This is a genomic window from Streptomyces sp. 891-h, from assembly GCF_022760275.1.
Classification (GTDB): Bacteria; Actinomycetota; Actinomycetes; order Streptomycetales; family Streptomycetaceae; genus Streptomyces; species Streptomyces spirodelae.
Map to the genome: position 1 here is coordinate 332,876 of NZ_CP050693.1, position 22,895 is coordinate 355,770.

The 22,895-nt window shown below is 70.6% G+C and carries 24 protein-coding genes and 1 pseudogene; 14 read left to right on the top strand and 11 right to left on the bottom strand.

The genetic code is table 11. The annotated features are described in order from the left end of the window. Nucleotides 1-15 precede the first annotated feature (15 nt). The 4 genes from HC362_RS01550 (at nt 16) to HC362_RS01565 (ending at nt 2,753) form a co-directional block, all read left to right on the top strand. On the top strand, nt 16-600 hold the full coding sequence (locus HC362_RS01550) for a TetR/AcrR family transcriptional regulator (protein ID WP_243081957.1): 585 nt from the start codon (nt 16-18) through the stop codon (nt 598-600). A gap of 67 nt (nt 601-667) precedes the next feature. Further along, nucleotides 668-1,144, top strand: coding sequence for an Rrf2 family transcriptional regulator (locus tag HC362_RS01555; protein WP_243081958.1), 477 nt, complete (start codon nt 668-670; stop codon nt 1,142-1,144). Between the two features lie 78 nt (nt 1,145-1,222). Beyond that, on the top strand, nt 1,223-1,681 hold the full coding sequence (locus HC362_RS01560) for a carboxymuconolactone decarboxylase family protein (protein ID WP_279240058.1): 459 nt from the start codon (nt 1,223-1,225) through the stop codon (nt 1,679-1,681). 127 nt (nt 1,682-1,808) lie between these two features. Further along, the gene (locus HC362_RS01565; RefSeq protein ID WP_243081959.1) at nt 1,809-2,753 is read left to right on the top strand and encodes a haloalkane dehalogenase; all 945 of its coding nucleotides are present in this window, start codon (nt 1,809-1,811) and stop codon (nt 2,751-2,753) included. A 98-nt stretch (nt 2,754-2,851) separates the two neighbouring features. Here HC362_RS01565 and HC362_RS01570 read toward each other — a convergent pair whose 3' ends face one another. Further along, on the bottom strand, nt 2,852-3,586 hold the full coding sequence (locus HC362_RS01570) for a GNAT family N-acetyltransferase (protein ID WP_243081960.1): 735 nt from the start codon (nt 3,584-3,586) through the stop codon (nt 2,852-2,854). 317 nt (nt 3,587-3,903) lie between these two features. Here HC362_RS01570 and HC362_RS01575 point away from each other — a divergent pair, with 317 nt between their 5' ends. Next, on the top strand, nt 3,904-4,239 hold the full coding sequence (locus tag HC362_RS01575) for a metalloregulator ArsR/SmtB family transcription factor (RefSeq protein ID WP_243081961.1): 336 nt from the start codon (nt 3,904-3,906) through the stop codon (nt 4,237-4,239). Continuing rightward, complete coding sequence (locus tag HC362_RS01580; RefSeq protein ID WP_243081962.1) at nt 4,230-4,955, top strand: cation transporter; 726 nt, start codon at nt 4,230-4,232, stop codon at nt 4,953-4,955. The genes HC362_RS01575 and HC362_RS01580 overlap by 10 nt, the downstream gene beginning before the upstream one ends. A gap of 61 nt (nt 4,956-5,016) precedes the next feature. Here the strand turns inward: HC362_RS01580 and HC362_RS01585 are convergent, their stop codons facing one another. Together HC362_RS01585 and HC362_RS01590 are read right to left on the bottom strand one after the other, a co-directional pair. After that, complete coding sequence (locus HC362_RS01585; RefSeq protein ID WP_243081963.1) at nt 5,017-5,583, bottom strand: dihydrofolate reductase family protein; 567 nt, start codon at nt 5,581-5,583, stop codon at nt 5,017-5,019. 218 nt (nt 5,584-5,801) lie between these two features. After that, a complete protein-coding gene (locus HC362_RS01590) occupies nt 5,802-6,269 on the bottom strand; it encodes a hypothetical protein (RefSeq protein WP_243081964.1) in 468 nt (155 codons plus the stop codon). Between the two features lie 323 nt (nt 6,270-6,592). On the opposite strand from HC362_RS01590, the gene HC362_RS01595 reads away from it, so the two are divergent. Next, on the top strand, nt 6,593-7,549 hold the full coding sequence (locus tag HC362_RS01595; protein WP_243081965.1) for a winged helix-turn-helix domain-containing protein: 957 nt from the start codon (nt 6,593-6,595) through the stop codon (nt 7,547-7,549). 116 nt (nt 7,550-7,665) lie between these two features. Here HC362_RS01595 and HC362_RS01600 read toward each other — a convergent pair whose 3' ends face one another. Together HC362_RS01600 and HC362_RS01605 are read right to left on the bottom strand one after the other, a co-directional pair. Further along, on the bottom strand, nt 7,666-8,229 hold the full coding sequence (locus HC362_RS01600; RefSeq protein ID WP_243081966.1) for a cysteine hydrolase: 564 nt from the start codon (nt 8,227-8,229) through the stop codon (nt 7,666-7,668). Between the two features lie 83 nt (nt 8,230-8,312). Next, the gene (locus HC362_RS01605) at nt 8,313-9,149 is read right to left on the bottom strand and encodes a helix-turn-helix transcriptional regulator (protein WP_243081967.1); all 837 of its coding nucleotides are present in this window, start codon (nt 9,147-9,149) and stop codon (nt 8,313-8,315) included. 54 nt (nt 9,150-9,203) lie between these two features. Between HC362_RS01605 and HC362_RS01610 the strand changes: the two are divergent. Then, nucleotides 9,204-10,433, top strand: a pseudogene (locus tag HC362_RS01610) (aminotransferase class I/II-fold pyridoxal phosphate-dependent enzyme); the annotation flags it as partial. Between the two features lie 165 nt (nt 10,434-10,598). Continuing rightward, the gene (locus tag HC362_RS01615; RefSeq protein WP_243088311.1) at nt 10,599-11,042 is read left to right on the top strand and encodes a nuclear transport factor 2 family protein; all 444 of its coding nucleotides are present in this window, start codon (nt 10,599-10,601) and stop codon (nt 11,040-11,042) included. Between the two features lie 57 nt (nt 11,043-11,099). On the opposite strand, the gene HC362_RS01620 is transcribed toward HC362_RS01615, so the two are convergent. From HC362_RS01620 to HC362_RS01630, 3 genes are read right to left on the bottom strand one after another with little or no spacing between them, the layout of a single operon-like run. Then, entirely contained in the window at nt 11,100-11,528 is a 429-nt protein-coding gene (locus tag HC362_RS01620) for a DUF126 domain-containing protein (RefSeq protein ID WP_243081968.1), read from the bottom strand. 3 nt (nt 11,529-11,531) lie between these two features. Next, on the bottom strand, nt 11,532-12,785 hold the full coding sequence (locus HC362_RS01625; protein ID WP_243081969.1) for an aconitase X catalytic domain-containing protein: 1,254 nt from the start codon (nt 12,783-12,785) through the stop codon (nt 11,532-11,534). A 58-nt stretch (nt 12,786-12,843) separates the two neighbouring features. Next, on the bottom strand, nt 12,844-13,536 hold the full coding sequence (locus HC362_RS01630; RefSeq protein ID WP_243081970.1) for a GntR family transcriptional regulator: 693 nt from the start codon (nt 13,534-13,536) through the stop codon (nt 12,844-12,846). Between the two features lie 95 nt (nt 13,537-13,631). Between HC362_RS01630 and HC362_RS01635 the strand changes: the two genes are divergently transcribed. The 5 genes from HC362_RS01635 (at nt 13,632) to HC362_RS01655 (ending at nt 20,289) form a co-directional block, all read left to right on the top strand. Beyond that, nucleotides 13,632-14,552: an ornithine cyclodeaminase family protein gene (locus HC362_RS01635; RefSeq protein WP_243081971.1), complete on the top strand. Its 921-nt coding sequence runs from the start codon at nt 13,632-13,634 to the stop codon at nt 14,550-14,552. 82 nt (nt 14,553-14,634) lie between these two features. Beyond that, on the top strand, nt 14,635-15,918 hold the full coding sequence (locus HC362_RS01640; protein ID WP_243081972.1) for an FAD-dependent oxidoreductase: 1,284 nt from the start codon (nt 14,635-14,637) through the stop codon (nt 15,916-15,918). A gap of 655 nt (nt 15,919-16,573) precedes the next feature. Then, the gene (locus HC362_RS01645) at nt 16,574-17,977 is read left to right on the top strand and encodes a solute carrier family 23 protein (protein WP_243081973.1); all 1,404 of its coding nucleotides are present in this window, start codon (nt 16,574-16,576) and stop codon (nt 17,975-17,977) included. Nucleotides 17,978-18,037: 60 nt separating this feature from the next. Beyond that, nucleotides 18,038-19,582 (top strand): amidohydrolase family protein, encoded by a 1,545-nt coding sequence (locus HC362_RS01650; protein ID WP_243081974.1) that lies wholly within the window; start codon nt 18,038-18,040, stop codon nt 19,580-19,582. Next, a complete protein-coding gene (locus tag HC362_RS01655) occupies nt 19,579-20,289 on the top strand; it encodes a sulfite exporter TauE/SafE family protein (protein ID WP_243081975.1) in 711 nt (236 codons plus the stop codon). Before HC362_RS01650 ends, HC362_RS01655 begins: the two co-directional genes overlap by 4 nt. A 28-nt stretch (nt 20,290-20,317) precedes the next feature. Here the strand turns inward: HC362_RS01655 and HC362_RS01660 are convergent, their stop codons facing one another. The 3 genes from HC362_RS01660 to HC362_RS01670 form a co-directional block, all read right to left on the bottom strand. Then, on the bottom strand, nt 20,318-21,388 hold the full coding sequence (locus HC362_RS01660; protein WP_243081976.1) for a LacI family DNA-binding transcriptional regulator: 1,071 nt from the start codon (nt 21,386-21,388) through the stop codon (nt 20,318-20,320). Between the two features lie 132 nt (nt 21,389-21,520). Further along, the gene (locus HC362_RS01665; protein ID WP_243081977.1) at nt 21,521-21,934 is read right to left on the bottom strand and encodes a VOC family protein; all 414 of its coding nucleotides are present in this window, start codon (nt 21,932-21,934) and stop codon (nt 21,521-21,523) included. Nucleotides 21,935-21,944: 10 nt separating this feature from the next. Further along, nucleotides 21,945-22,754 carry a helix-turn-helix domain-containing protein gene (locus tag HC362_RS01670; RefSeq protein WP_243081978.1) on the bottom strand — a complete coding sequence of 270 codons (810 nt, stop codon included), beginning with the start codon at nt 22,752-22,754 and terminating at the stop codon, nt 21,945-21,947. Nucleotides 22,755-22,895: the final 141 nt, after the last annotated feature.

The following is a 22,895-nucleotide window of genomic DNA, read 5'->3' on the forward strand; positions in this document are numbered from 1 at the left end:
CGTAGGCTGACCGACGTGGCGACGAGGGAGACGAACGCGGCGGAAGCGACAAGGGAACGGGCCGATGCGGCGCGGAACCGGGCCAAGGTGCTCTCGGCGGCGGCACGGCTGTTCTCCGACGATGACCCCCGCACGGTCACGATGGAGGACATCGCCCGTGCCGCCGGAGTCGGCCGGGGCACGCTCTACCGGCGCTACCCGGACGTCGCCTCCGTAGCGGCGGCCCTCCTCGACGAGCACGAGCGGCTCCTGCAAGGCGAGTTGCTGCACGGCGACCCACCGCTCGGCCCGGGCGCGCCACCGGCTGACCGGCTGACGGCGTTCCTGGGAGCCATGATCGACCTGCTGGAACAGCACAGTCATCTCGCCCTGGGCGCCGAACCGGGGGCGAAGCGCTTCGCCGTCGGCGCCTACGGCTTCTGGCGCGCCCACGTCCTGGCACTCCTGCGGGAGGCGAACACCCCCGACCCCGAGGCGCTCGCGGACGCACTGCTGGCACCGCTCGCACCCGAAGTCTTCCTCCACCAGCGCGGCCAGGGGCTGTCCACCGACCGGCTCAAGGCCGCACTCGCCCGTCTCGCCCACGCGGCCACGACCTGAAGGCGGACGGCCGAGCGGGCAGGGGTTGAAGGAACTGATCCTGAATGTTTAATATCCAGGAATGCAGATGAGCGAGGGTGTGGAGTGGGTCCTGCACAGCTGCCTCAACCTCGCCTGGGCGGAGGGCCGAGCCGTGCCGGCGGGGAAGCTGGCGGCGTTCTACGATCTGCCACCGGCATATCTGAACCGGCAGCTCCAGGCGTTGGCCCGCGCGGGCATCGTCGCTTCGACCTCCGGGCCACGCGGCGGATTCCGGCTCGCGCGCGACCCGGCCAAGGTCACTCTCCTCGATGTGGTGGTCGCGATCGAGGGTGAGCAGCCCGCGTTCCGCTGCCAGCAGATCATGCGCGACGGACCCGGTGGGCGGTCGGACGTCGACTACCGCAGCCGCTGCCTGGTCTCCCAGGCGATGAGCCGGGCAGAACTGGCGTGGCGGCGTGAGCTCGCCGGGCAGACGCTCGCCGACATCAAAAACGCGGTCGAGAGCAAACATCCCGACGCACCGCGGGTCGCACGGAACCGCCTGACGCAATCCGGCCGCTGAAGCCGCCGCCCACCTGGGCGGCGGCTTCAGCTGGGCCCGAACCTGAACATTCAATATACAGGAAAGGAAGAATCAAGCATGCAGCAGCCGCGTATGGCCGATGTGTACAAGATCGCTCGAGGTGGCTATCAGGCCCTGTCCGCGATGGAGGAGTTCCTGCACAACAGTCCCGCGCCTGACGACGTACTGGAACTCGTCCGACTGCGGGTCAGCCAGATCAACGGTTGCTCCCTCTGCGTCGACCTGCACTCGCACCGGGCCAACGCCGCAGGCGAGACCAACGAACGGCTGTGGGCGGTCGCCGCGTGGCGGGACACTCCGTTCTTCACCGACCGGGAACGTGCCGCGCTGGCACTCGCCGAATCGATGACGCGGACAGCGGACACCCCCGAAGCAGTGTCCGACGAGACCTGGGACAGAGCCGCCCGCCACTTCGCCAAGGAGGAACTCGCCGCACTGGTGATGGCCATCGCGTCGGTGAACGCGTGGAACCGCGTGAACGTCGCCACCGGCCTGCTGGCCAACTCGCACCGCTGACCAACTGCCATATGGGAGGAGAGGGCGCCGGCTTCGGTCGACGCCCTCACGGGCGCTCCCTGCAGCCGGTCCCGGATTCGACTCGCGGGGCAGCCACGCGGTTGCGCGATCACTACAGTCGACGTCCATGCAGATTCTCCGCACCCCCGATGACCGATTCGCCGATCTCCCCGATTTCTCGTACGAACCCCGGTACGCCGAGATGTCCGACGACGAGGGCGGCACGCTGCGGATGGCATGGGTGGAAGAGGGCCCGGCTGACGCGGCTCCCATACTGATGCTGCACGGCGAGCCGTCCTGGTCGTTTCTGTACCGGCGGATGATCCCGGTACTGGCCGCGGCCGACCACCGCGTCATCTGCCCCGACCTGGTGGGGTTCGGCCGCTCCGACAAGCCCGCCAGTGTGGACGACCACACCTATGCCCGCCACATCGAGTGGGTACGCGCCCTGGTGTTCGACCAGCTCGGTCTCACCGGTGTGACACTGGTCGGCCAGGACTGGGGTGGCCTGATCGGGCTTCGTCTGGCCGCCGAGCACCCGGAGCGCTTCGCGGGACTGGTGGTGGCCAACACCGGCCTGCCCAGCGGTGACGTCCCGATGCCCGACGTGTGGTGGAAGTTCCGCCGAGCCATCCAGAGACAGCCCACCATCGACGTCGGCCGGTTTGTCCAGTCCGGGTGTCGGCGTCCTCTGAGCGACGCGGAACGCGCCTGCTACGACGCGCCGTTCCCCGACGATTCCTACTGCGCCGGCCCCCGGGCGATGCCCGGACTGGTACCCACCTCGCCCGACGATCCCGAGACCGCGGCCAACCGGTCCGCCTGGGCCACGTTGTGCGACAGCCCGACGCCGATGCTGGTGGCGTTCAGTGACAGCGACCCCGTCACCGCGGGCATGGCGCCGCTTTTCCGGAACGAGATGCGCGGCGCGCAGGGGCACGACCACCCGGTCATCCGCGACGCCGGGCACTTCCTGCAAGAGGACGCCGGCCCGGAGCTGGCCCGCCACATCGCCGAGTTCCTCGAGCGATCCCGCGAGCGCCACGACGGGACGACCCCCGCTCGCCCCTGAAGAGGGGTCGTCGCCGTCGCGGAGACCGCAGTCGAAGTCGCGGAGTCCGCCGTCGAAGTCGCGCGCCGGGTCGGAGCCGGGTCCGGCGGCGAGCCCGTTCAGAAGAGGATCGAGGGCAGGTACGCCCCGGCGGGCTCGTTGTAGAGGCCGGTGGTCATCAGGCTCAGCAACTGCACCACCTTCAGGCCGTTCGCGAGTCCCCATTGCAGCAGCGCGCTGTTGCTCGCGGGAACGAGAATGCCGGGGCCGCCGAAGCTCGGCGCCGAGGCGATCAGTGCTTGCAGGCTCGGGTTCGTCTCGGCCACCGCGTGTGCGAAGAACGCCAGGTCCGTGGCGTAACCGGTGATACGTCCCTGGTGCTCGACGACACGGGCCGTGCCTTGCCCCAGCGAATCGGCGACCTCGCCACCCCGGTCGAAGCCGTGGACCTGTCGGCACAGTTCGTCGCAGCGGCCCAGGTCCGCTTCCGTGGCCTCCCTGACGGTGTACCCGGGGACCTCGCGTGACATCGCGGGTCCTTGCATGCACGCGACCGTCTCCCGGAACTCGAAGCCCATGCTCGCGTACAGCGAGAACGACCTGGTGTGGTATCCGCTCTGCATAAGCCGGATGCCCGGCGCGGCGCGCTCGGTGGCCCTCTCCAGCACGTCCTGCATCAGCCGACGGCCCACACCTCGGTTCTGAACGGCGGGATCGATGGTCAGCGGTCCCACCCCGACGACGGACGAACGCTCGTCGAGAAAGTTGCTTCCGACGACCCGGCCGTCGAGTTCGGCGACGACGCTGTAGACCTGCGGGTGGGCCAGCTCCGCCCGGATCAGTTCGGTGCCCACCTCGGGGCTGGGTACGTCGGGTGGAAAAGCGTGCGCGTGAGCGATCCCGGCAAAGGCCTCGAAACAGATCCTGCCGCACTCCTCGGCATCGTCCCCGGTACCCGGGCGCAACACGAGATCCACAGCCGCCGACCCCTTCCTCGTCCCATCCCAGCCGTCTCTTTCCACCCAGCTCTCCCTCTTTCTCCCCGCGGCGGAGACTCTGTGTTCCGGCGCTCCTCAGGAGATGTCCGACAAGCTCACGCCGGACGAGTCCTGCACTCCTTCGCTCAATCCACGTTCTCGTGAATTCACGACATCGTGTACAGTCATCGACTGTGCTGACTGTTGCTGCTGACATCGACGTACTGGCGCGGTTCGGCCGCGCGCTGGCCGATCCCATCCGCTGCCAACTGCTGCTCGCGCTGCGCGAGGCTCCGGCGCACCCGTCCGACCTGGCCGAACAGCTGGGGATCTCCCGTACCCGGCTGTCCAACCATCTGGCGTGCCTGCGGGACTGCGGCCTGGTCGTCGCGGTGCCCCTCGGCCGCCGCACGCGCTACGAGCTGGCCGACGCACGACTCGGCCACGCGCTGGACGACCTGCGGACAGCCGTCGTCGCGGTCGACGCCGACCGGCACTGCGCCGACGCCACCGACGAGGGATGCTGCTGATGGCCATCTCCCTCGCCCCCTCACCGCAGCGGCGCGAGGTCCTGGCCCGGCGAATACGGCTGCTGGTCGCCGCCACCATCACCTACAACGCGATCGAGGCGGCCGTCGCCCTCACCGCCGGAACGCTCGCCTCCTCCACCGCCTTGATCGGCTTCGGCCTGGACTCGCTCATCGAGGTCTCCTCCGCCGCCGCGGTCGCCTGGCAGTTCTCCGCCCGCGAGCACTCGGTACGCGAAGCACGGGAAAAGACGACGCTGCGCATCATCGCCGTCTCCTTCTTCGCGCTCGCCGCCTACGTCACGGCGGACGCCGTCCGCGCACTTGTGGGCAGCGGTGAGGCCGACTCCTCCCTGCCCGGCATCGTCATCGCCGCGCTCTCGCTGGCCGTGATGCCGTTCCTGTCGGCCGCCCAGCGCCGGGCCGGGCGCGAACTCGGCTCCGCCAGTGCGGTGGCCGACTCCAAGCAGACCTTGCTGTGCACCTACCTTTCGGCCGTGCTGCTGGTCGGTCTGCTCCTCAACGCCGCCCTCGGCTGGTCCTGGGCCGACCCGATCGCAGCCCTGCTCATCGCCGCCGTCGCCGTAAAGGAAGGCCGCGAAGCATGGCGGGGCGACGGCTGCTGCGCCGCCCCTCCCGCCACCGCACTGCTGAAGCCCTCGGACGGTGCGGCCGAGGACTCGTGCGACTGCCGCCCGGGCTGCGACTGCTGCGCCTGAAAGCACAGTGGGATTCACGTGCCGGAGGGCACCGCGCTGTGGGTCTCCGGGGACGAGCCGGCTAGCGCCGCGCCACGCGGTGGCGGAGGTAGACGACTCTTGAGCTGAAGGTGCGGGTCTCGACCAGTTCGAGATCCACCCGGCGCTCGCGCCGGGGGAAGAACGGAATGCCACCGCCGACCAGCACCGGGTAGACCATGGCCCGGTACTCGTCGATCAGATCCGACGCGGCCGCCTCGGCGGCGAGAGTCGCGCCGCCGATCGCGATGTCGCCCTCCCCCGGCTCGGCCCGCAACCGCTCGATCTCCTCCGCGAGGCCGCCGGAAGCCAGGCGGGCATTGCCCTGCACCGCCGACAGGGTGGTGGAGAACACCACCTTCGGGAGGGGCTTCCAGAGCGCGGCCCATTCGAGCATCGATTCATCGAGCGACGGATCCTGATCGGCGGTCTCCCAGTACAGCATCGTCTCGTACAGCCGTCTTCCCAGCAGATGGACGTCGACATCCCGGATCTCGTCGATCCAGAAGCGAAAGACGTCGTCGTCCGGCACCGACCAGTCGAAATCGCCGTCCGGACCGACGATATAGCCATCAAGTGAGACGCTCATCGAATAGGTCACGCTGCGCATCAGAAGCCCTCCTCGGTGACGGTTCCGACAGTAAGACCGCTGAACACCGCAGAACTCATCGCGACTCGCGGAGGTCGTTGCCGACACCGCGAGATCCCAGCACCCGGCGGCGGCCCGGCCCTGCTCGACAGCTCGGGCCGATTCGGCCCGATGACGACCACAAGCACGAAGGCCCCGCTCACGGGAGAGCGGGGCCTTCGTATTGCGACAAGTCACCGTCAGATCGGCCCGTGCCACGTGCCCTCGCAGTGGATCTTACGGCCGCTCGAATCGACGTGGCAGGCGCGCGAGTGGACATTGCGCGTCTTGTACTTGCTGTAGAAATAGCCGCCGAAATTGTCCACGCCATTGGTCGAGCAGTCATGGACCGGAACCATCCGTTTGTGGTAATCCGACGACCAGGACCCATTCACATAGACCTGGTAGGCGATCTCCTGCCCTGCGCAGTAGCCGTCAGTCGCTTCGTCCCCCACGCTGGCCCACAGGGCGACGTAGTTGTTCTCCCGGTACATCGTCAGGTGCTGGTACACCCCGCTTACCGTACTGCTGGAGGAGCCTACATACCCGTAGCCCTTGTCGCTGGGATAGTTGCTCGAGGTGTACCACTCGTCGGCCGCGTTCGCCGAACTCGGTATGGCGATGATGAGGCCTATCGCTGCAATGAGAGCCAGCAGGATACGTCTCACGGTTTCCCTCCTTTGTCGACGTGATGCTGAGCCAGGGCCTTGTCAAGGTCGTGGTCGGGAAGGCGAGGGCGAGGATGCAGGCGCTTCGGCCGTACATCGTCCTCCGCTTCCTCCGCCCCTCGCCTCCACCTTCGCCCCGCGGCCCCCAGGGCCTCCCCTCGGTCGACGTCAACTCTCCGCCCACCGAGGGGTTCTGACGACGTGATTCGGTCTGGACCGAACAACGGCAAACCCGGAGGATTGCCCGGACTGGCGTACCGAGCTGGGGGCCGAGCGTGGTTTACCGCATTCATTTCACGGTTGAGGATCTGGCACGGACCCGTGTGGCACAGCCTCCGCCGCTGATGGAGCTGAGTGCCGCCGTACGCACACTCCAAGGTCGCAGCCACCCGGTACGGTTCGGGGCGTGGCGGCGCAGCGTCTTCGCCGGTCTCAAACCCAAGGCGCGTATGGTCCTCGACCTGATCCCGCCCGGCGGCTGGGCTCCTACGTTCCTGACCTCTGCAGGGCAGGGCAGCCCGCAGGAGCTGCTGGAGCGGGCGCGCTCCACCCCTCGCTCCCTGATTCGCAAGGATCTCGCCCATGTCGCGGAGTGGCAGCCGCTCCCGTCCTGGGCGCACCACCTGGCCGACGACCCGGAACTGCAGCGGCAGCTCTACGACAGCTTGGACCACGTCTGTGCCGTGCTGCTGTCCCCGCATTGGCAGCAGCTCGCGAGGGAGGCGGCAGCCGACCGGGACGTGCGGATGCGGCAGGTCCTCGATGGAGGGGTGGAAGCGCTCCTCGCCTCGGTGCACCCCCAGCGTGTCCGCTGGAATCCGCCCGTCCTGGAGTTCGCGATGCTCTCCGGCTTCGACGGCGACCTGCATCTCGGGGGCCGTGGAATGCTCTTCGTTCCCTCGCTCTTCGGCGCGGACGGGCCCGCTGTGGACATCGATGCCGAGCCGCAGCCCGTGATGAGGTATCCCGTCAGCCACACCCGGACTTCCGACTCCGCCCCGCTGTTCGTCCCACCGGCACAGCACGCCCGCTCCGGATGCCGCTCACCACTGGCCTCGCTCCTCGGCCGGACCCGGGCCGCTGTTCTGCTCACCATCGCCGAGCACCCGGGTTGCTCGACCAAGGAACTGGCCGCCCTCAGCGGGATCGCGCCTCCCAGCGCCAGCGAACATGCAAGCGTGCTGCGTGCGGCCGGACTCATCCGGACCTCCCGGCACCGCAACACGGCACTCCACAGCCCGACCCCGCTCGGTACCGCGCTGCTCGACTCGAGGCAGTGAGCAATCGAGTCCGGGTCGGGTCGGGGCACGGCCAAGCTGCGTTCGCAGCGGTTGGCCGCTGTGCTGACGCTGGTGGAGCTGGTGCTGGGTCGGTCGGCAGTGGTGGCGAACACCCCCTATCGCGGTGTGATGTCTTCGAGCCAGTCCTCGACGGTGACGACCTCGGCCCACCGCGGGAACAGCTTGTCGATGAGCACCTGGTGCACCTCGGGGTCGGTGTCGAGGCAGGCGTCCGACAGGACGGTGAGACCGAAGTCCAGGTCGTTGGCCTGGCACAGGGTGGAGAGCACTACGCCGCTGGTGGCGATTCCCGTGAGAACGAGGCTGTTGATACCGCGAGTCCTGAGCACCAAGTCCAGGTCGCTGCCCGAGAAGGCGCTGGCCCGCCTCTTGGTGACCACGGGCTCGCCCTGCTGGGGCGCGATGCCGTCGTGGATTCCGGTGCCCGGCTCGTCCTCGCTGAAGAGGCCGGCCTGTACGGCGTTGGTGAGCACCTTGTTGCGCGGGCTCACCTCCGGCCGGCCCGGCCGCAAAGCGATGACCACGTAGATCACGGGGATCCCCGCCGCGCGGGCGCCGTCGACGGCCCTGCGCAGCCGCGGCAGGTACCCGGGGCCGACGTCGGCGATGTCCACGATGTCCCGCTGGACGTCCATCACGAGCAGGGCACTCTCACCCATGCCTGCCGTCCCTTCTCCAGCTGGGCGCTGGGAAACAAGAGCAAGACTGGCCCATCAGTGTGGTGTGTGTGGGGAGTTGGCCGTCAAGCGGAGGTGCGGTCCATGGGTTGCCGCCCCGGCGTATGGCCGAACGCGCGGCGGAAGACGTCGATGAAGGCGCTGCTCGATGCCCATCCGCAGCGGTGGGCCACGGTGGTCACCGAGTTGCCCTCGGCGAGGAGCCGCAGGGCATGGTGGAGACGGAGCTGGGTGCGCCATTGCGGGAAGCTCATACCGAACTCGGCGCGGCAGAGCCTGCTCAGGGTGCGCTCGGCGGCACCGACGGCGGCACCGAGTTCGGCCAGGGTGCGGGGGTCGGCGGGATCCTCGTGCAGCAGTCCGCAGACCGCGGCCAGTCGTGGGTCCGTGGCGGTCGGCACGTGGACGGGCTGCTGGCCCGCGCAGCGCCGTAGCTGGTCGAGCAGTACGGCGCGCAGCCGTCGGCGCTCCGCGGCGGTGCCCCGGGAGTTCCGCCGGTCGGTGGAACTCCCCGCGTCGGGAGAGTTCCCCGTGTAGGCGAGGAGGAGTTCCCGCAGCAGCGGGCTGACGTCGAGTACGGCCGGACGGTCGAGCCGGAGCGGGTTGTCCTGGACCGGCAGCCCCACCAAGTGGAGATCGGTCGTGCCGTAGGCACGGTGCTGGTGCGGCGTACCGGCCGGGATCCACAGGGCACGCGTGGCGGGTGCGACCCAGCTCCCCGCCTGGGTGGTGACGGAGACGACTCCGCGCCCGGCGTAGACGATCTGGTGCTCGTCGTGCCAGTGAGCGTCGACCTCGGCGCCCGGCGACAGGGCGATCGTCCGCGTCACGGCGCGCGGGGAGTGACGAGGGGAGCCGTGCGGGGTGAGGCCTGCGGAGCCGGTGTGGCGGGTTTTCGTCATCGGTCGGCAATTTATCGGAAGCGGTGCGACCGCGGAGGGCCGCAGGATCGCCCTATGACGACACAGAGCTCCCTCGACTCCCCTCTCGCCCCTCGCGTGCCCCCTCTCGTCCCTCCTCTCGCCACCCTCCGTCGCCGCCGCAGCGCCAAGTGGCGCAGCCATCCGGCGGACGTACTGCCGCTCCCCGTCGCGGAAATGGACTACGTGCTGGCCGAACCGGTGGTCCAGGCGCTCCGCGAGGCCATCGACCGCTCCGACACCGGGTACGCGGCTCCCACCCGGGAGCTCACCCTCGCGCTGTGCGGTTACGCTCGCCGCGCGTGGGACTGGACGGTCGACCCTGAGCACGTCCGAACGGTCACGGACGTGGGACTGGGCATCGTGGAGACGCTGCGCCGCCTGGTCTCCCCCGGTGACGGAGTCGTGCTGAGCCCGCCGGTGTACGAGCCGTTCAGTTGGTGGATACGGGAGGTCGGCGCCCGGCCGGTGGAGGCTCCCCTCGCCTCCGTGGGCGACAGCGGCGGTGAACCGCGGCTCGATCTGGACGCGCTGGAGCAAGCCTTCGCGGCGCCGCAGACCGCGGCGTACCTGCTGTGCAACCCGCACAATCCCCTCGGCCTGGTGCACAGCCGGTCGGAGCTGACGGCGCTCGCCGAACTGGCCGACCGGTACGGTGTCCACGTCCTCTCCGACGAGATCCACGCACCGCTCACCCTCCCGGGCGCGGAGTTCGTCCCGTTCCTCTCCGTGTCGGACGCGGCCCGTCGCCAGGGCTTCGCTTTCCACTCCGCGAGCAAGGGCTGGAACCTGGCGGGGCTCAAGGCGGCCACCGTCGTCACCGCCCATCCGGCCCCGAAGCGGTATGTCGACCGCCTCTCACCGCACTCCCTCTTCCGTACGGGGCACTTGGGCGTGCTCGCCACCGTCGCCGCGTACGAGCACGGTGACGCGTGGCTGGCCGAGGTCGTGGAGGCGCTCGACCAGAACCGGAAGCTCCTGGGCCAGTTGCTGACCCAGCACCTCCCGCGCGTGGGCTACCGCCCGCCGGGCGCGGGGTTCCTCGCCTGGCTGGACTTCCGCGACCATTTCCCCCGGAGCCCCCGGAACTCCCAGAGCCCCCTGGATCGCCGAAGCCCGGGGGCCCGGGACCGGGCCGACGATCCCGCCGCACATCTGCTGGAGACCGCACGGGTCGCACTCACCTCAGGACTCGGATACGGCACCGGAGGGCGCGGTTTCGCCCGTCTCAACTTCGCCTGCGCGCCCGAGACGCTGGCCGAGGCCGTCACCCGCATCGCCTCCGTGGACGATGGAGCCGGGGACGCCGCAGCGGCGGCCCCGGCCTTTACCCCTGACGTAATCGACCCGCGTTCCCCGGCCCGGCAGTGTGGTGCACGTCAACGCGGGACCCGGACGAGGGTTCCGAACCACAGGCCAGAGGAGCACGCCATGACCGTCACTCCGCCCGACACCGCAACGGACTCAGTCGCCGAGACCACTCATCGTGTCGTCCAGGAGTTCCTGTCCGCGCGGCTGGCCGGTGACGGCGAACGGCTCGTCGCGCTCTTCGCGGACGACGTCGACTGGCTGCTCGCGGACAACCCCGGCGTCCCGTGGATCCGGCCGCGCTCCACCGGCGCCGAATGCGCGGCGCAGGCCGCGGAGTTGGCGGAGCACACGGTGGCCGAGGACACGCGCGCTTCCGTGGACACCTTCCTGGTGGACGGTGCCGACGCCGTCCTGATGGGGCACCTTTCGGGCACGGTGCGGGCGACAGGGAAGTCCTTCGAGGGGCCGTTCGCCCTGCGCCTCACCGTCGAGAATGGGCGGATCACGCGTCACCACCTCTACGAGAACAGCCTCTCCGTCGCCCAGGCGTGCACCCCGTCCTGAGGTCGGCCGGTCCACTTGTGCCTTGAGGCGTACGTCCACCGGAGGGGCTGCTCAGGCTCAGGCGCCGCCCCGTACGAGCGCCTCACCGGACGGGCGCGCGGTCACGTGTACGTGCCCGGCCAGGGTGGCGATCGCTCCGGGGTCGGCCCGGACGATCGGCAGGTGCACGTCGTACAGCTCCGCGGCCACGAGTGCCCCGACGACGAGGATGGTGTCGCAGGAGGCGAGGACCAGCGCGGCCGGTGCGGTGCCGTCCTGGAGGCGCTGGGCGAGCACCGCCGCTGACGAGCTCGACCCCCGCCCTGAGCGCATCACCACGACGCGCCCGGTGAGCGACTGGCCGTGCTGGGGGTGGTGCACGTCCACGACGGTGCCGTCCTCGCCGACACCGCCCCAGAACGACAGCGGCTCGTCGAGGTGGAGCACCGTGCCGCGTGCCTGGCCGGAGTGCAGGGTGCGGCCGTACAGCTCGGGTGCAGGGGTCACAGCTCAGCTCCAGGCGTCGTCATCGCGTACCACTTCTCCGGCGCGGGCGGAGGCGACGCACTCCGCGAGGCTGCCCAGCACGGTGTCGATGCCGAGGTTGTTGGGGGCGTACCAGGCCCACTTGCCCGAGCTGGTCATCACGGTGCGTACGCCGGGGTCGAGCACGGGAGTGAGGTAGGTGCAGGTGTCGGTGACGATCCGGGCGCCCGCCGCCTCCACCGGGGCGACGAGTCCGAGCCGGGTGGCCTCGGCGAGTACGGCACGGCTTGTTGAGACGTAGACCGGTACGGCGAAGCGCGGGCCCTCGCCCACCTCCCGGGCCAGCGCGGCGAACTCGGTGACGGAGAAGTGCGGTGTGCCGAGGCTGACCGCGTCGATCCGGCCGTCCGCCGCGGTGGACAGCCGGCCGCGCGCCGCCAACAGGTCGGCGGTGGTGACCGCGTGCGTCGGCAGTCCGTCGGTCGTCACCTCTTCCGGCGTCACGCCCACGACGTGGAAGAGTGCGACACCGCCCGCGGAGGCCGCTGTCGCGCCGAGGGCCTTGAGCCGGTCCTCGGTGACGCCGTCGTCGAGCGAGCCGGGCAGCCCGGTCAGCGCGGCGACACGGGTGCCCGCCTTCTCGCCGAGCAGCATGCCCAGCGCCGCCCAGGCGGCGTGCTGTTCCCACAGGTCCTCGCGGACCGTGGAGCAGTCGAGCACCAGCACGGGGCGGCGCTCGGAGTCCAGGTGCAGTCCGGCCGCCGGCACCCGCCCGGTCAGCGCAGCGGCGATGTCGAGGAAGTCCCCGTAGCGGTCGCTCCTGGCACCGAGTACCGAGTTGACGAAGGCGATCGCGTTGGACTCCGCCCATGCGACATGCGTGCCGAAGGCCGGGCGGTGGGAGAGCTGGTAGGGCGCGCATGTCCAGGTGGGCTCGCAACCGAGCGCGACGTAGGCGTCCATCAACCGCCGTGCGCCGTCGGCGAGTGCGGTGTCGGCCCGTACGAGGCCGGGGTGCAGCATGTCGAGGGAGCCGACGTTGAGCGTCGTACGCACCGCCACCTCGCCGCCCGACTTCACGAGCCGTTCCGCCAGGTCGAGCCCGGCCGGTCCGTGGTACAGACAGCCGTCGACGTGGACGGAGCCGACCGGCAGCAGCTGCCGCGCGCCGCCCGCCCGGGCCACTCCGACGACCAGGCGCATCGCCAGCGCGACCGCCTCACCCGCCTCGCCGTCGAGCATCGCCTGCTCGTCACCGGTCAGCCGCAGTTCGGTCATCGGCGGAACCTCCACTTCAACGGCGCCGGGCTTGAGGGGGATCCGGGCCGCGCTCGTATCAGGAGTCGGCTTCCGCCCGGCCTGCCCAGATTCCGCGGCTGTGGGCGAGATGCTTGCGCATCAGGTCGGCGGCCAGCTCCCCGTCCCCCGATTCGATGGCGTCCACGAGCGCGATGTGCTCCTCGCCGGACTGGGTCAGCTCCCCTTGATCGGCCAGCTTCTGCAACCCCCGCATACGGGCCTGGTCGCGCAGTTGGCCGACCATGGCCACGAGGCGGCGGTTGCCCAGCAGTTCCAGCAGGCCGAGGTGGAACTGCCGGTCCAGGTCGAGGAAGGAGATGAGGTCTCCTTCGCGTGCGGCGTCGGTGAGCTGCCCGGCGAGCTTTCGGAACTCCGGCACGGGTGCCCCGTCCAGGACCTTCACGAGCTCGGCCATGGCGGGCACTTCGAGCATCGTGCGGATGTGGAAGATCTCGTCGAGGTCGTGCTCTGTGAGCACCGGGACCCGGAAGCCGCGGTTGCGGATGATCTCGACCATGCCGAGATTCGCGAGGTCCATGATCGCTTCTCGGACCGGGGTGACGGAGACACCGAGTGTCGCGGCCACATTGATGACGCTCTCCACCTGCCCGGGCTCGATCTGCCCCAGCACGATCCGGGTCCGTACCGCCTCTCGCGCCTGCTCCCGGAGGCTGACTGACTTGAGCTGGGGGCTGGTCGCCGGCCCCGCCGACGGGCGCGAAGTGGTCACACCTCATACATAACACGGAACCTCCGAAGGGTCGACGTCCCCTTGCTGAGCATGGTGAGGTGTAATACCTTACACACTCGACTTCTGGGGGTGCAATGAAGACCATCACCGTCGACGAGCGCGACATCCGCGAAGCCGTGTCGATGAGCGAGGCGATCGACGCAGTACGCAGCGGCTTCATCGACCTGGCCAACGGCGAGTTCGAGATGCCCACCCGTACCGCGCTGCGGGACGGACAGTTCCTGGTGATGTCAGCACATCACCGGCCGACCTCGTCCGCCATGATCAAGACGCTGAGTCTCGACTTCGGACGACAGCCCGCCATCGCCGGCACCGTCGTCTGGAGCGAGACCGGCCGCCCGGACAGCCTGGTCGCCGACGCGAGCGCGGTGACCACCCTGCGCACCGGCGCGGCAGTCGGCGTCGCCACCGACCTTCTCGCCCCGCCCGAAGCCGGAAGGCTCACCCTGATCGGAGCGGGCGCACAGGCCCCCGACCAGGTCCGCGCCGTGCACGCGGTCCGGCCGCTGCGCCGGTTGACGGTCGTGGACACCGACCCGCGGCGTGCCCTGGGGCTGACCGAGACGCTGGCACCCGAGCTGCCCGGAGTGGAACTGGGGACGGCTGAAGACCCCGCGGCGGCCGTTGGGGAAGCCGAGATCGTCTGCTGCGCGACCAATACGGCCAGCCCGCTCTTCCCGGAGTCCGCCCTGCCCGCACAGGTGCACGTCAACGCCATCGGCGCGTACCGACCCACCATGCGCGAACTGCCCGACGAGCTGCTCGCCACGAGCACCGTCGTCATCGACGAACTCGACGCGATCCTGGAGGAGTCCGGCGAGATCATCCACGCCCTCGAAGCCGGCGCTCTCACCGAGGACGCTCTCACCGAACTGGGCACCGCGCTGACCGACACCTCGGCGGATCACGGCAGGCGGACGGTGTTCAAGACCGTCGGCGTCGCCATGCAGGACTGGGCCGTCGCCCGCCTTCTGACCGACAAGTTCCTCGACTGATCGGATCGCTTTCCGCGACTGACCGGGCTCGCTTTCCGCAATTGACAGGACTCGCCCCGGGCCCACCCGTGAAAGGGCAGCAATGGCAGACAGCGCAGTGATCGTCGGTGCCGGAGTCATCGGACTGGCCGCCGCCTACCGGCTCGCCCGCGACGGACTGACCGTCACCGTGGTGGACGCGGCGAGCGACGGTGCAGCCGGAACGTCCGTCAACAACGCCGGTTGGGTCGTGCCCATCATGTCGGCTCCCGTTCCCGCCCCCGGCATGCCCGGCAAGGCCCTGCGGTGGATGGCCAGGAAGGACAGTCCCCTCTACATCCGCCCCTCCCTGCGCCCGGAGCATGTGCGCTTCATGGCGAGCCTGCTGCGCCACTGCAATCCCCGGGACTTCCGCCACGGGGTTGAAGCCCTGGCGGCGTTGAACGCGCGAACGGTCCCGCTGTTCGACGCGTACGACATGGACGGCGTCCGTTTCGAGTACCACCGCACGGGCCATCTGATGGCCTTCCACACCCGCGAAACCATGCGGGCGTACCAAGCGGACACAGCGCCCCTGGAGCGGATCGGCCACACGGCTGTTCCCCTCTCCGGTGACGAACTCCGGGACCTCGAACCGGCGCTGGGGCCGCACGTACGGGCGGGCCTCCGGTGCGCGGAGGAACGCCACGTCGACCCGGTCCGGCTGCTCGAGGGCCTGGCAGAGCGCTGCGCGGAGCTCGGCGTCCGCTTTGTGCGCAACGCCCGGGTCGTTGACATTCGCTTCCGGGGACCGGCCGCGACTTCGGTCCGGGCCGGACGGGACGAGATCAGCGGGGATGTCTTCGTCCTCGCCGCCGGAGCACATACGGGCCCCTTGTCCCGGCTGGCCGGATTCCCGCTGCCCATCCAGCCGGGCAAGGGGTACGGCTTCGATGTCAGCGACGGCGCCGTGACGCTGCGTCACTCCGTCTACCTCGGTGAGGCGAAGGTGGCCGTGACACCTCTGTCGGACCGGCTGCGGTTCGCCGGAACCATGGAGTTCGGCAGCTACGGCAGGGCCGTCGATCTCCATCGGCTGCGCGGCATCGTCCGCTCAGCTCATGCGTTCCTCCCCGACTTCCCCGCGAGCGCACAGCCGCGCGGCTGGACTGGCCTGCGTCCGATGACGCCCGACGGGCTGCCCGTCGTCGGCCCTCTGCCCGGAAGGGACAACGTGCTGGTCGCCAGCGGGCACTGCATGCTCGGCGTGACCCTGGCGCCGGTGACGGCGGAACTCATCGCGGCACAGATCGCGGGCGGTCGGCGGGCGTCCGACGCCGCCACCACAGCCCGGCCCTTCGCCCCATGCCGGTTCACACGGCATCGCCGTGCGCCGGCGGGCGCCTGACCGCCCGCGTTCTCCTCCCCTGGGCCGCCTGCCGAGCCTCGTCGGCAGGCGGCCGTATGCCGCTTCAACTCATGGGCGTATGGCTCAATCGCAGGTTGGGGACTACCGCGCCCTGACGGGTCGGAACCGCAGCTCGTCGTGTTCACCTCCCCGCGACAGCGAGTGCAGGTGGTGGTTCTGGCGCGTGGCGTAATGTATTACACCTCACGCCCTCCCCCGCCAAGGGTTGCGTCACGTTCGAAGTGGGTCCGAGACCACCGGCGGACGGGCGCCTTCCGGCGGCCCCTCCACAGGACCGACGGCCACCCGCCGCGCACCCGGGCGCGACGCCCCCCCGGCCGCCCCCGAGTGACAGCCCCCTGGCGGCAGCCCCCTGGAACGGCGGCCCCCTCCCCCGCGTACAGCGCCGTGCGCCATCTGTTGACTGGCCCAGACCCGCCGCCCATACTGACGGCCAAATCGATTTGGCCAAATCGATTTGGCCACCGTCCGGGCCCGATTGTGCAGGCCAAGAAACCGAGCGAGCAGAACCCGAAACGGAGACTCACCCGTGTCGATACGCAACGCTCTCCGCCGAAGCCCGGACCCACGCAACGCCCCAGGGGCCGACGGCCGACAGCCACACCCCGTCGACGACTACCGCCCACTCCACCGGATGCTTCTCTTCGGTGTCCAGCACTTCCTGGTCATGGCCGCCACACCCATCTCCAGCGTCTTCCTGGTCAGCTCAGCGCTGCAGCTGTCCCCGTCGCTCACGGCCAACCTGCTGTCCGCCGCGTTCGTGCTCTCCGGACTCGGCTCGCTGCTCCAGTCGCTGGGCCCCTGGGGCATCGGCGCGCGGCTGCCGTTCGTGATGCTGCCCGGCGGCGCGCCGCTGATCCTCTTCCTCTCCATCGCCGACCAGCACGGGCTGCGCACCGCGACCGGCGCTGTCATGATCACCGCTGTCTTCTACTTCGTGGTGCTGCCGCTCTTCTCCCGGCTGCTGAAGTTCTTCCCCACGCTGGTCATCGGGACGATGATCGTCATCGTCGGCGTGAACCTGGTGAAGGTCGGCGCACTGCTGGTCACCGGGCGCCCGGGCAGCAGCGGGTTCGGTGAACCGCGTGCCCTGCTGCTCGGCCTGGCCACGGTCGGCTGTACCGTCGTCGCCTTCGCGCTGTTGCGCGGAACGCTGCGCCAGCTCTCCGTGCTGCTCGGCCTGTTGGCCGGTACGGCGCTGGCCGCGCTGCTGGGGCGGGTGGAGCTGGATGCCACCGACGGCGGAGCGCTGCTGCACGCACCGCAGCTGATGCCGTTCGGCAGCCCGCAGTTCAACCTGCTCGCCTCCTTGCCGCTGCTGGTCTACAGCCTCGCCTCGATGGCCGAGGCCACCGGACAGACAGTGATCAACAGTGAGGCAGTCGGCAAGGAGCCGGACGCCCGTCGCGACGCGCCGAAGACCATCCGGGGCGACGCCGTCATCTCGCTGGCGGGTGGGTTCTTCGGGCTTCCGCTGATGGTCACCAGCGGGGAGAACATCGGCATCGTACGGATCACCGGCGTCCGCAGCCGCTTCGTCACGGTCGCGGCGGGCCTCGTGCTGATCACCGTCGGCTTCCTCGCGCCGGTGGCCTGGCTCGTCAACGCCATTCCCGCACCGGTCGTGGGCGGGACCGCGCTCGTCGTCTTCGGAGTGATCACGGTGCTCGGCGTGCAGATGCTCGGACGCAGCGGGCTGGACGACCACGCTGACACCTTCATCGTGGCCGTCGCGTTGGGGCTGGGACTGCTGCCGATCCTGGTGCCCGGCGTCTACGGTCACCTGCCCGCGAACCTGCGGATTCTGCTGGAGAGCGGCGTCGCGGTCGGCGCGTTCAGCGCGGCCGTACTGCACGCGCTCTTCCACCGGACGCCCTGGCGAACGCGTACCACGACGGCTGTGGGCACCACCCCAGCCACCGGAGCCGGCACCGCAACTGACGACGGAACGAGCACCGGTAGTGACACCGGAGCTGCCACCGGAACCGACACCGGAGCTGCCGCTGCGGCGGGCGCCGAAGAAGCCCCCGCCCGCTGATCGCTCACACCTGCTCTCGACCCACTCACATCAACGTCCACGTCGAACCACAAGGACACCATGCACCCCCTGGACTCTTCCGGACCCGGCGCCCTCGCGTGCGACGACGACGCACCCCTGCTGCTCGTCCCCGAGACCGTGCTGCTCCCCGACGGTCCCGCCGACGACCACGCGGTCGTCGTGGAGGGCGCCGAGTTCACCGCCGTGGGCCCGGCCGCCCGGCTGACCCGCGACTTCCCGCAGCTGACAGCTGTCCGACTGCCCGGCACCGCACTGCTGCCAGGCTTCATCGACGCCCACCACCACCTCACGCAGAGTTTCGGCGCCGCGCTGGCCTTCGGCGAACCGTCGGAGATATTCCGGCGGGTGTGGGTGCCCTTGGAGAGCGCGCTGGACGAGGAATCCGCATACGTGGCGGCCAAGCTCGCCTCGCTCGAGGCGCTGCGCGGCGGATTCACCACCGTGGCCGATGCCGGGACGCGCGCCCCGGTCGACGTCGAGGTGGTGGCGTCCGCCGCCCGCGACGCGGGGCTGCGCTGCGTGCTCGGACAGATCTGCAACGACGCGGAACCCGGCGCCGAGTCGGGCAGTTCGGGCACCGCCGAGGAGATCAGTGCCCGGGCCGAGAAACATCTCACCCGCTATGCGGGCGACCCGCTGATCCACCCCTCGCCGGCGATCTCCATACCGGAGGCGGCCACCGAGCAGACCCTCGCAGCCATGGCCCGGCTGGCTTCCGAGGCCGGAGCGGTGCTGCAGATCCACGTCAACGAACACCTCGCCGCAGTCGAACGCTCCCTGCTGCGGCACGGCCTGCGCCCCCTGGAGCAGCTGCACCGTCTGGGCGTGCTCGGACCGCACCTGCTGGCCGCGCACGCCACCTTGCTCACCCCGCGCGAGCTGACCCTGCTGAAGGACACTGGCACAGCCGTGAGTTACAACCCCGTGGCCAGTGCGTGGAAGGGCAACGCTGTCGCGCCCGCCCTCACCATGGCCGAGCTTGGTATCCGGTTCGGGCTGGGCAGCGACGGCACACGCGGCGACGCCTTCCGGCTGCTCGACGCCGCCGAGACCGCCCAGCGGCTCGTCCACGGACTGGCCGGCGGTGACTCCTCGTGCGGGGGTGGCTGGACGTGGCTCGACCACGGCACCCGGCTGGGTGCCGAAGCGGTCGGACTGGGTGACGGCGCAGCGGGTAACGGAGTGCGTACGGGAGTGGTGGCGGCGGGTGCCGCAGCCGACTTCCTGCTCCTCGACCTCACGGGCCCCGAGATGTGCCCCTCCCACGACCTGCCCTGGGAGCTGGTGCGGCGCGGCAACCGCGATCAGATCAGTGCGGTCTTCACCGCCGGCCGGCTGCGCTTGTGGCACGGCTGGCCTGTCACGTGGGACGGCAGGGAACTGGTGGGGCGCGCCGCTGAGCTGGCCCGCGAGGTGGTGGGGCGGGCACCGGTCGTCCGGGTCCACCCACCCTCCACCCAAGCCGCGCGGCATACCGGGCGGCACGCCGGGCGGGCCGAGCAGTCCGCCGCGCGAACCGGGCGGCGGCCTCGTACGGCAGCCGGGCCCGGCGGCGGCCACGGCGTGCCGGGGAGCAGCCGATGAGCGGCGAACTGCTGCTCCTGCTGGGGCTGACGGTGGCAGCGGCCGCCTTCGTACAGGGCGCCAGCGGACTCGGCTATGCGCTCATCGTGGCGCCGGTGGCGGGGCTGGTGGACCCGGGGCTGCTCCCGGTCTTCCTGCTGGCGTCGATGATTCCGCTCAACCTGTACGTGGCCTGGCGGGAGCGGTCCAGCCTGGATCTGCGCGGCGCGCGCTGGATCACCGCTGCCCGGCTGGCGGCGACGCCTGCGGGGCTGCTCCTGCTCGCGGCGGTTCCGGAGCACGACCTGGGGGTCCTCGTCGGCGGCGCGACCGTACTCGCCGCGCTGGTCAGTCTGGCGGCCCCGGCGTTCGCTCCGGGGCGCGGCGCGTACGTGGGAGCCGGGCTGGTCACCGGGATCACCGAGACGGCCACCGGAGTGGGCGGCCCCCCGCTGGCCCTGGTCTACCAGCACCGGCCGCCGTCCGAACTGCGTTCGACGGTCGCCGTCTGTTTCCTGGTGGGCGAGATCGCCTCGCTGGCCCTGCTGTTCGCGACGGGGCGCGGCACCCCGGACCGGCTCGGCACGGTGCTCTGGGTGCTGCCGGCGCTCGCCGCCGGTGCGGCGCTGAGCCGGTACGTGCACCACCGGCTCGACGCACGCCGTCTGCGGCTGGCGGTACTGGTCTTCGCGCTGGTCTCGGGGCTGGTACTGATGCTCGGGATCTGATCCTCATGCCCGGTCCCCGAGCTCGTCCTCATGCCCGGGACCCGAGCTCGGCACCATCGGCGTCCTCGGGCCCGCGGCTGGACGACGCACGTGGCACCAGGCGGGGGTCCGGGGCTCGGAGCGGGGTGGCGGGGGCGCCGCGCAGCTGCCGCAGCAGCAGCTCGACCGCGTCGGCCGCTGCCTGCTCCAGGTGGAGATCGACAGCCGTCAGCGGAGGTGTGCAGGTCCTGGCGCGCAGGCCGTCGTACCGGGTGACGACCATGACGTCGTCGGGAACCCGGCGTCCGCTGTCCCGGGCCGCTCGCACCGAGCCCACGGCGAAGGCGTCGACGAGTACGCACAGCGCGTCGGTGCGCGGGTGTTCGCGCAGCAGCGCCGCGCACGCCTCGTAGCCGGCCTGCTCACCCCCGGACTCCCCCGCCGTGGCGGTCACCGGCGGCCACCCGTACCGTTCGGCGGCCTGGGCGTAGGCGGCCCGTGCGTCCACCGCCGCAGAACGGGTACCGGCCGCCGTGACGAGGGCGGGATGCCGGGCGCCCTGCCGGAAGAGGTGGTCCAGCAGCAGCTCGGCAACCGCCTCGCCGTTCAGATCCACGTACGGCACCGGGCTCGCGTCCGGCACCGGGCGGCCCAGCGCCACGCAGGGCAGTCCGCGCCCGGTCAACTCGGCGACCAGCGGATCGTCCTCACCCGGCTCCACGACGATCGCCCCGTCGATGTCCACGGTCCGCAGCCCCTCGCCCTTCTCCCCGGGCGGCAGCAGCACCAGCGCGAAACCGTGGGCCAGCGCGTGCTCGGCGGCGGCCGCTGCCACCTCCATGTAGAAGCCGAGGCGGGAAGGCCCCCCGGCCACCGCCAGCGGCATGGAGGACAGCAAGGCGATCGCCTTGGCCTCACCCCGGCGCAGCCGCTGCGCCCGCAGATTGGGGCGGTAGCCCAGCTCCTCGGCCGTCCGCTTGACACGCTCCCGCGTGCGGGGGTCGACCTTGCCCAGCCCGTTGAGCGCGTGCGAGACCGTCGTAGGGGAGACGGAAGCGGCCCGCGCGACATCGGCGATCGTCGGCTGGCGTGGTGCGGAACCCCGGCGGGGACTGGCCATCGGTGCGTGAACTCCTCACAGTCTGCTGCGTACGGCACCAGTCTCCCCCGAAACCTCGCACCACGGCGACACCCTCACCTGGGCCCAGGACCCGGCCTCTCGCGCGAGGCCCGGGGGCGTCCAGCCACCATCTCAGGCGGGCTGTTCGGTGTCCCCCCGGAGAGGCCCGCTGATCACCCACAGGTGGCCGAACGGGTCCCGCACCCTGCCTTGCCGCTTGCCGTACGGGCGGTCCTCGACCGGGATCACCAGCTCGCCGCCCAGCTGCACCATGCGCTCCGCCGTCCCGTCCGGGTCGGCTACACCGGCGGTGATCAGAACGGGTGAGCCGCCGACCGATACGGGATCGTGCCAGCCCCACTCCTGCACGCTCTGGGCCAGCGCGAGGACCGCTGAGCCCAGGGTGAGTTCGGCGTGGTTCACGACTCCCGCGTCGTCGGCCACTCGCAGGGTCACGGTGGCTCCCAGAGCCTTGGCGTAGAAATCGATCGCGGCGTCGGCGTCGGACACGAGCAACTTGGGGTGGAGTTGGAGTTCAGTGGTCATGCCTCAAGGTTCACGGCGCCGGGCGTCGCCGGCCTTGTAGATTTCGGCCCTCCTCCGCCAGCCACGCGGTCGGTGTCGTGCACATCAGCTCGCGGAAGTCGTGCACGAGGTGGCTCTGGTCGTGGTAGGCGCTTTCGGCCGCGATCCGGGTCCAGGAATCGGCCCCGTCGCCGACGCGGCGGACGGCGGCGGCCAGCCGTGCGACGCGCGAGGCGAACTTCGGTCCGATGCCGAGTTCGCTCCGCATCACCTGCCGCAAGCGGCGCGGGCTCAGGTGGACCCGCCGGGCCAGCTCCTCGACGGACACCTGCCCGCCGCCGGCTTCAATGATCTTCAGCGCCTCGAAGGCGTCCCGGGACCCGCAGCGCTGTGCAGTTCCCTCCACACGCGCCAGCTTTTCGAGGAGCCGGAGCCGCATGAGCGTCTCGCGCTGGGAGGCCGGGCGGTCGGCCAGTTCCTCGCTCAGCCGACCCATCCATGGCAGGAGTGCATCGGCGTCGACTCCGCCCGCATCCACTTCGCTCAGTGGTACGCCGACCAGACGCTGGGCGGCCAAGGGCGACAGATCGACGTAGACGATGGGCTGGCTGGGCCGCAGGGTGAGGGCAGGAGTGGCCACGCCGGGTCGCATCATCCCGGCGATCACGGCCTGCGTGCTCCGGGCGTGCCCGCCGTACCGGATGTCCATGGGTGGCCCGAGGCTGACGACCAGACGCGCCGAGAGGGCCGGCAGGGCCCTGTGCAAGCGGGGCCGGCCGATGTGCTCGCTGGCGGCAACGACGCCGATACCTGCCGCGCCGGCTGCCTCACGTGGTCTCACCTGGGCATTGTGCATCAGTTGCGCCGCAGTCGTGCCTCAACGGACGGTCCTCGGACGTGCTCGGTCGCGCTCTTCTGCCCTCCCCCGGTCCTGAGTTCCGTCGATCGGTCACATTCCACCGCTCCGGTCCGTCAAGGCGGT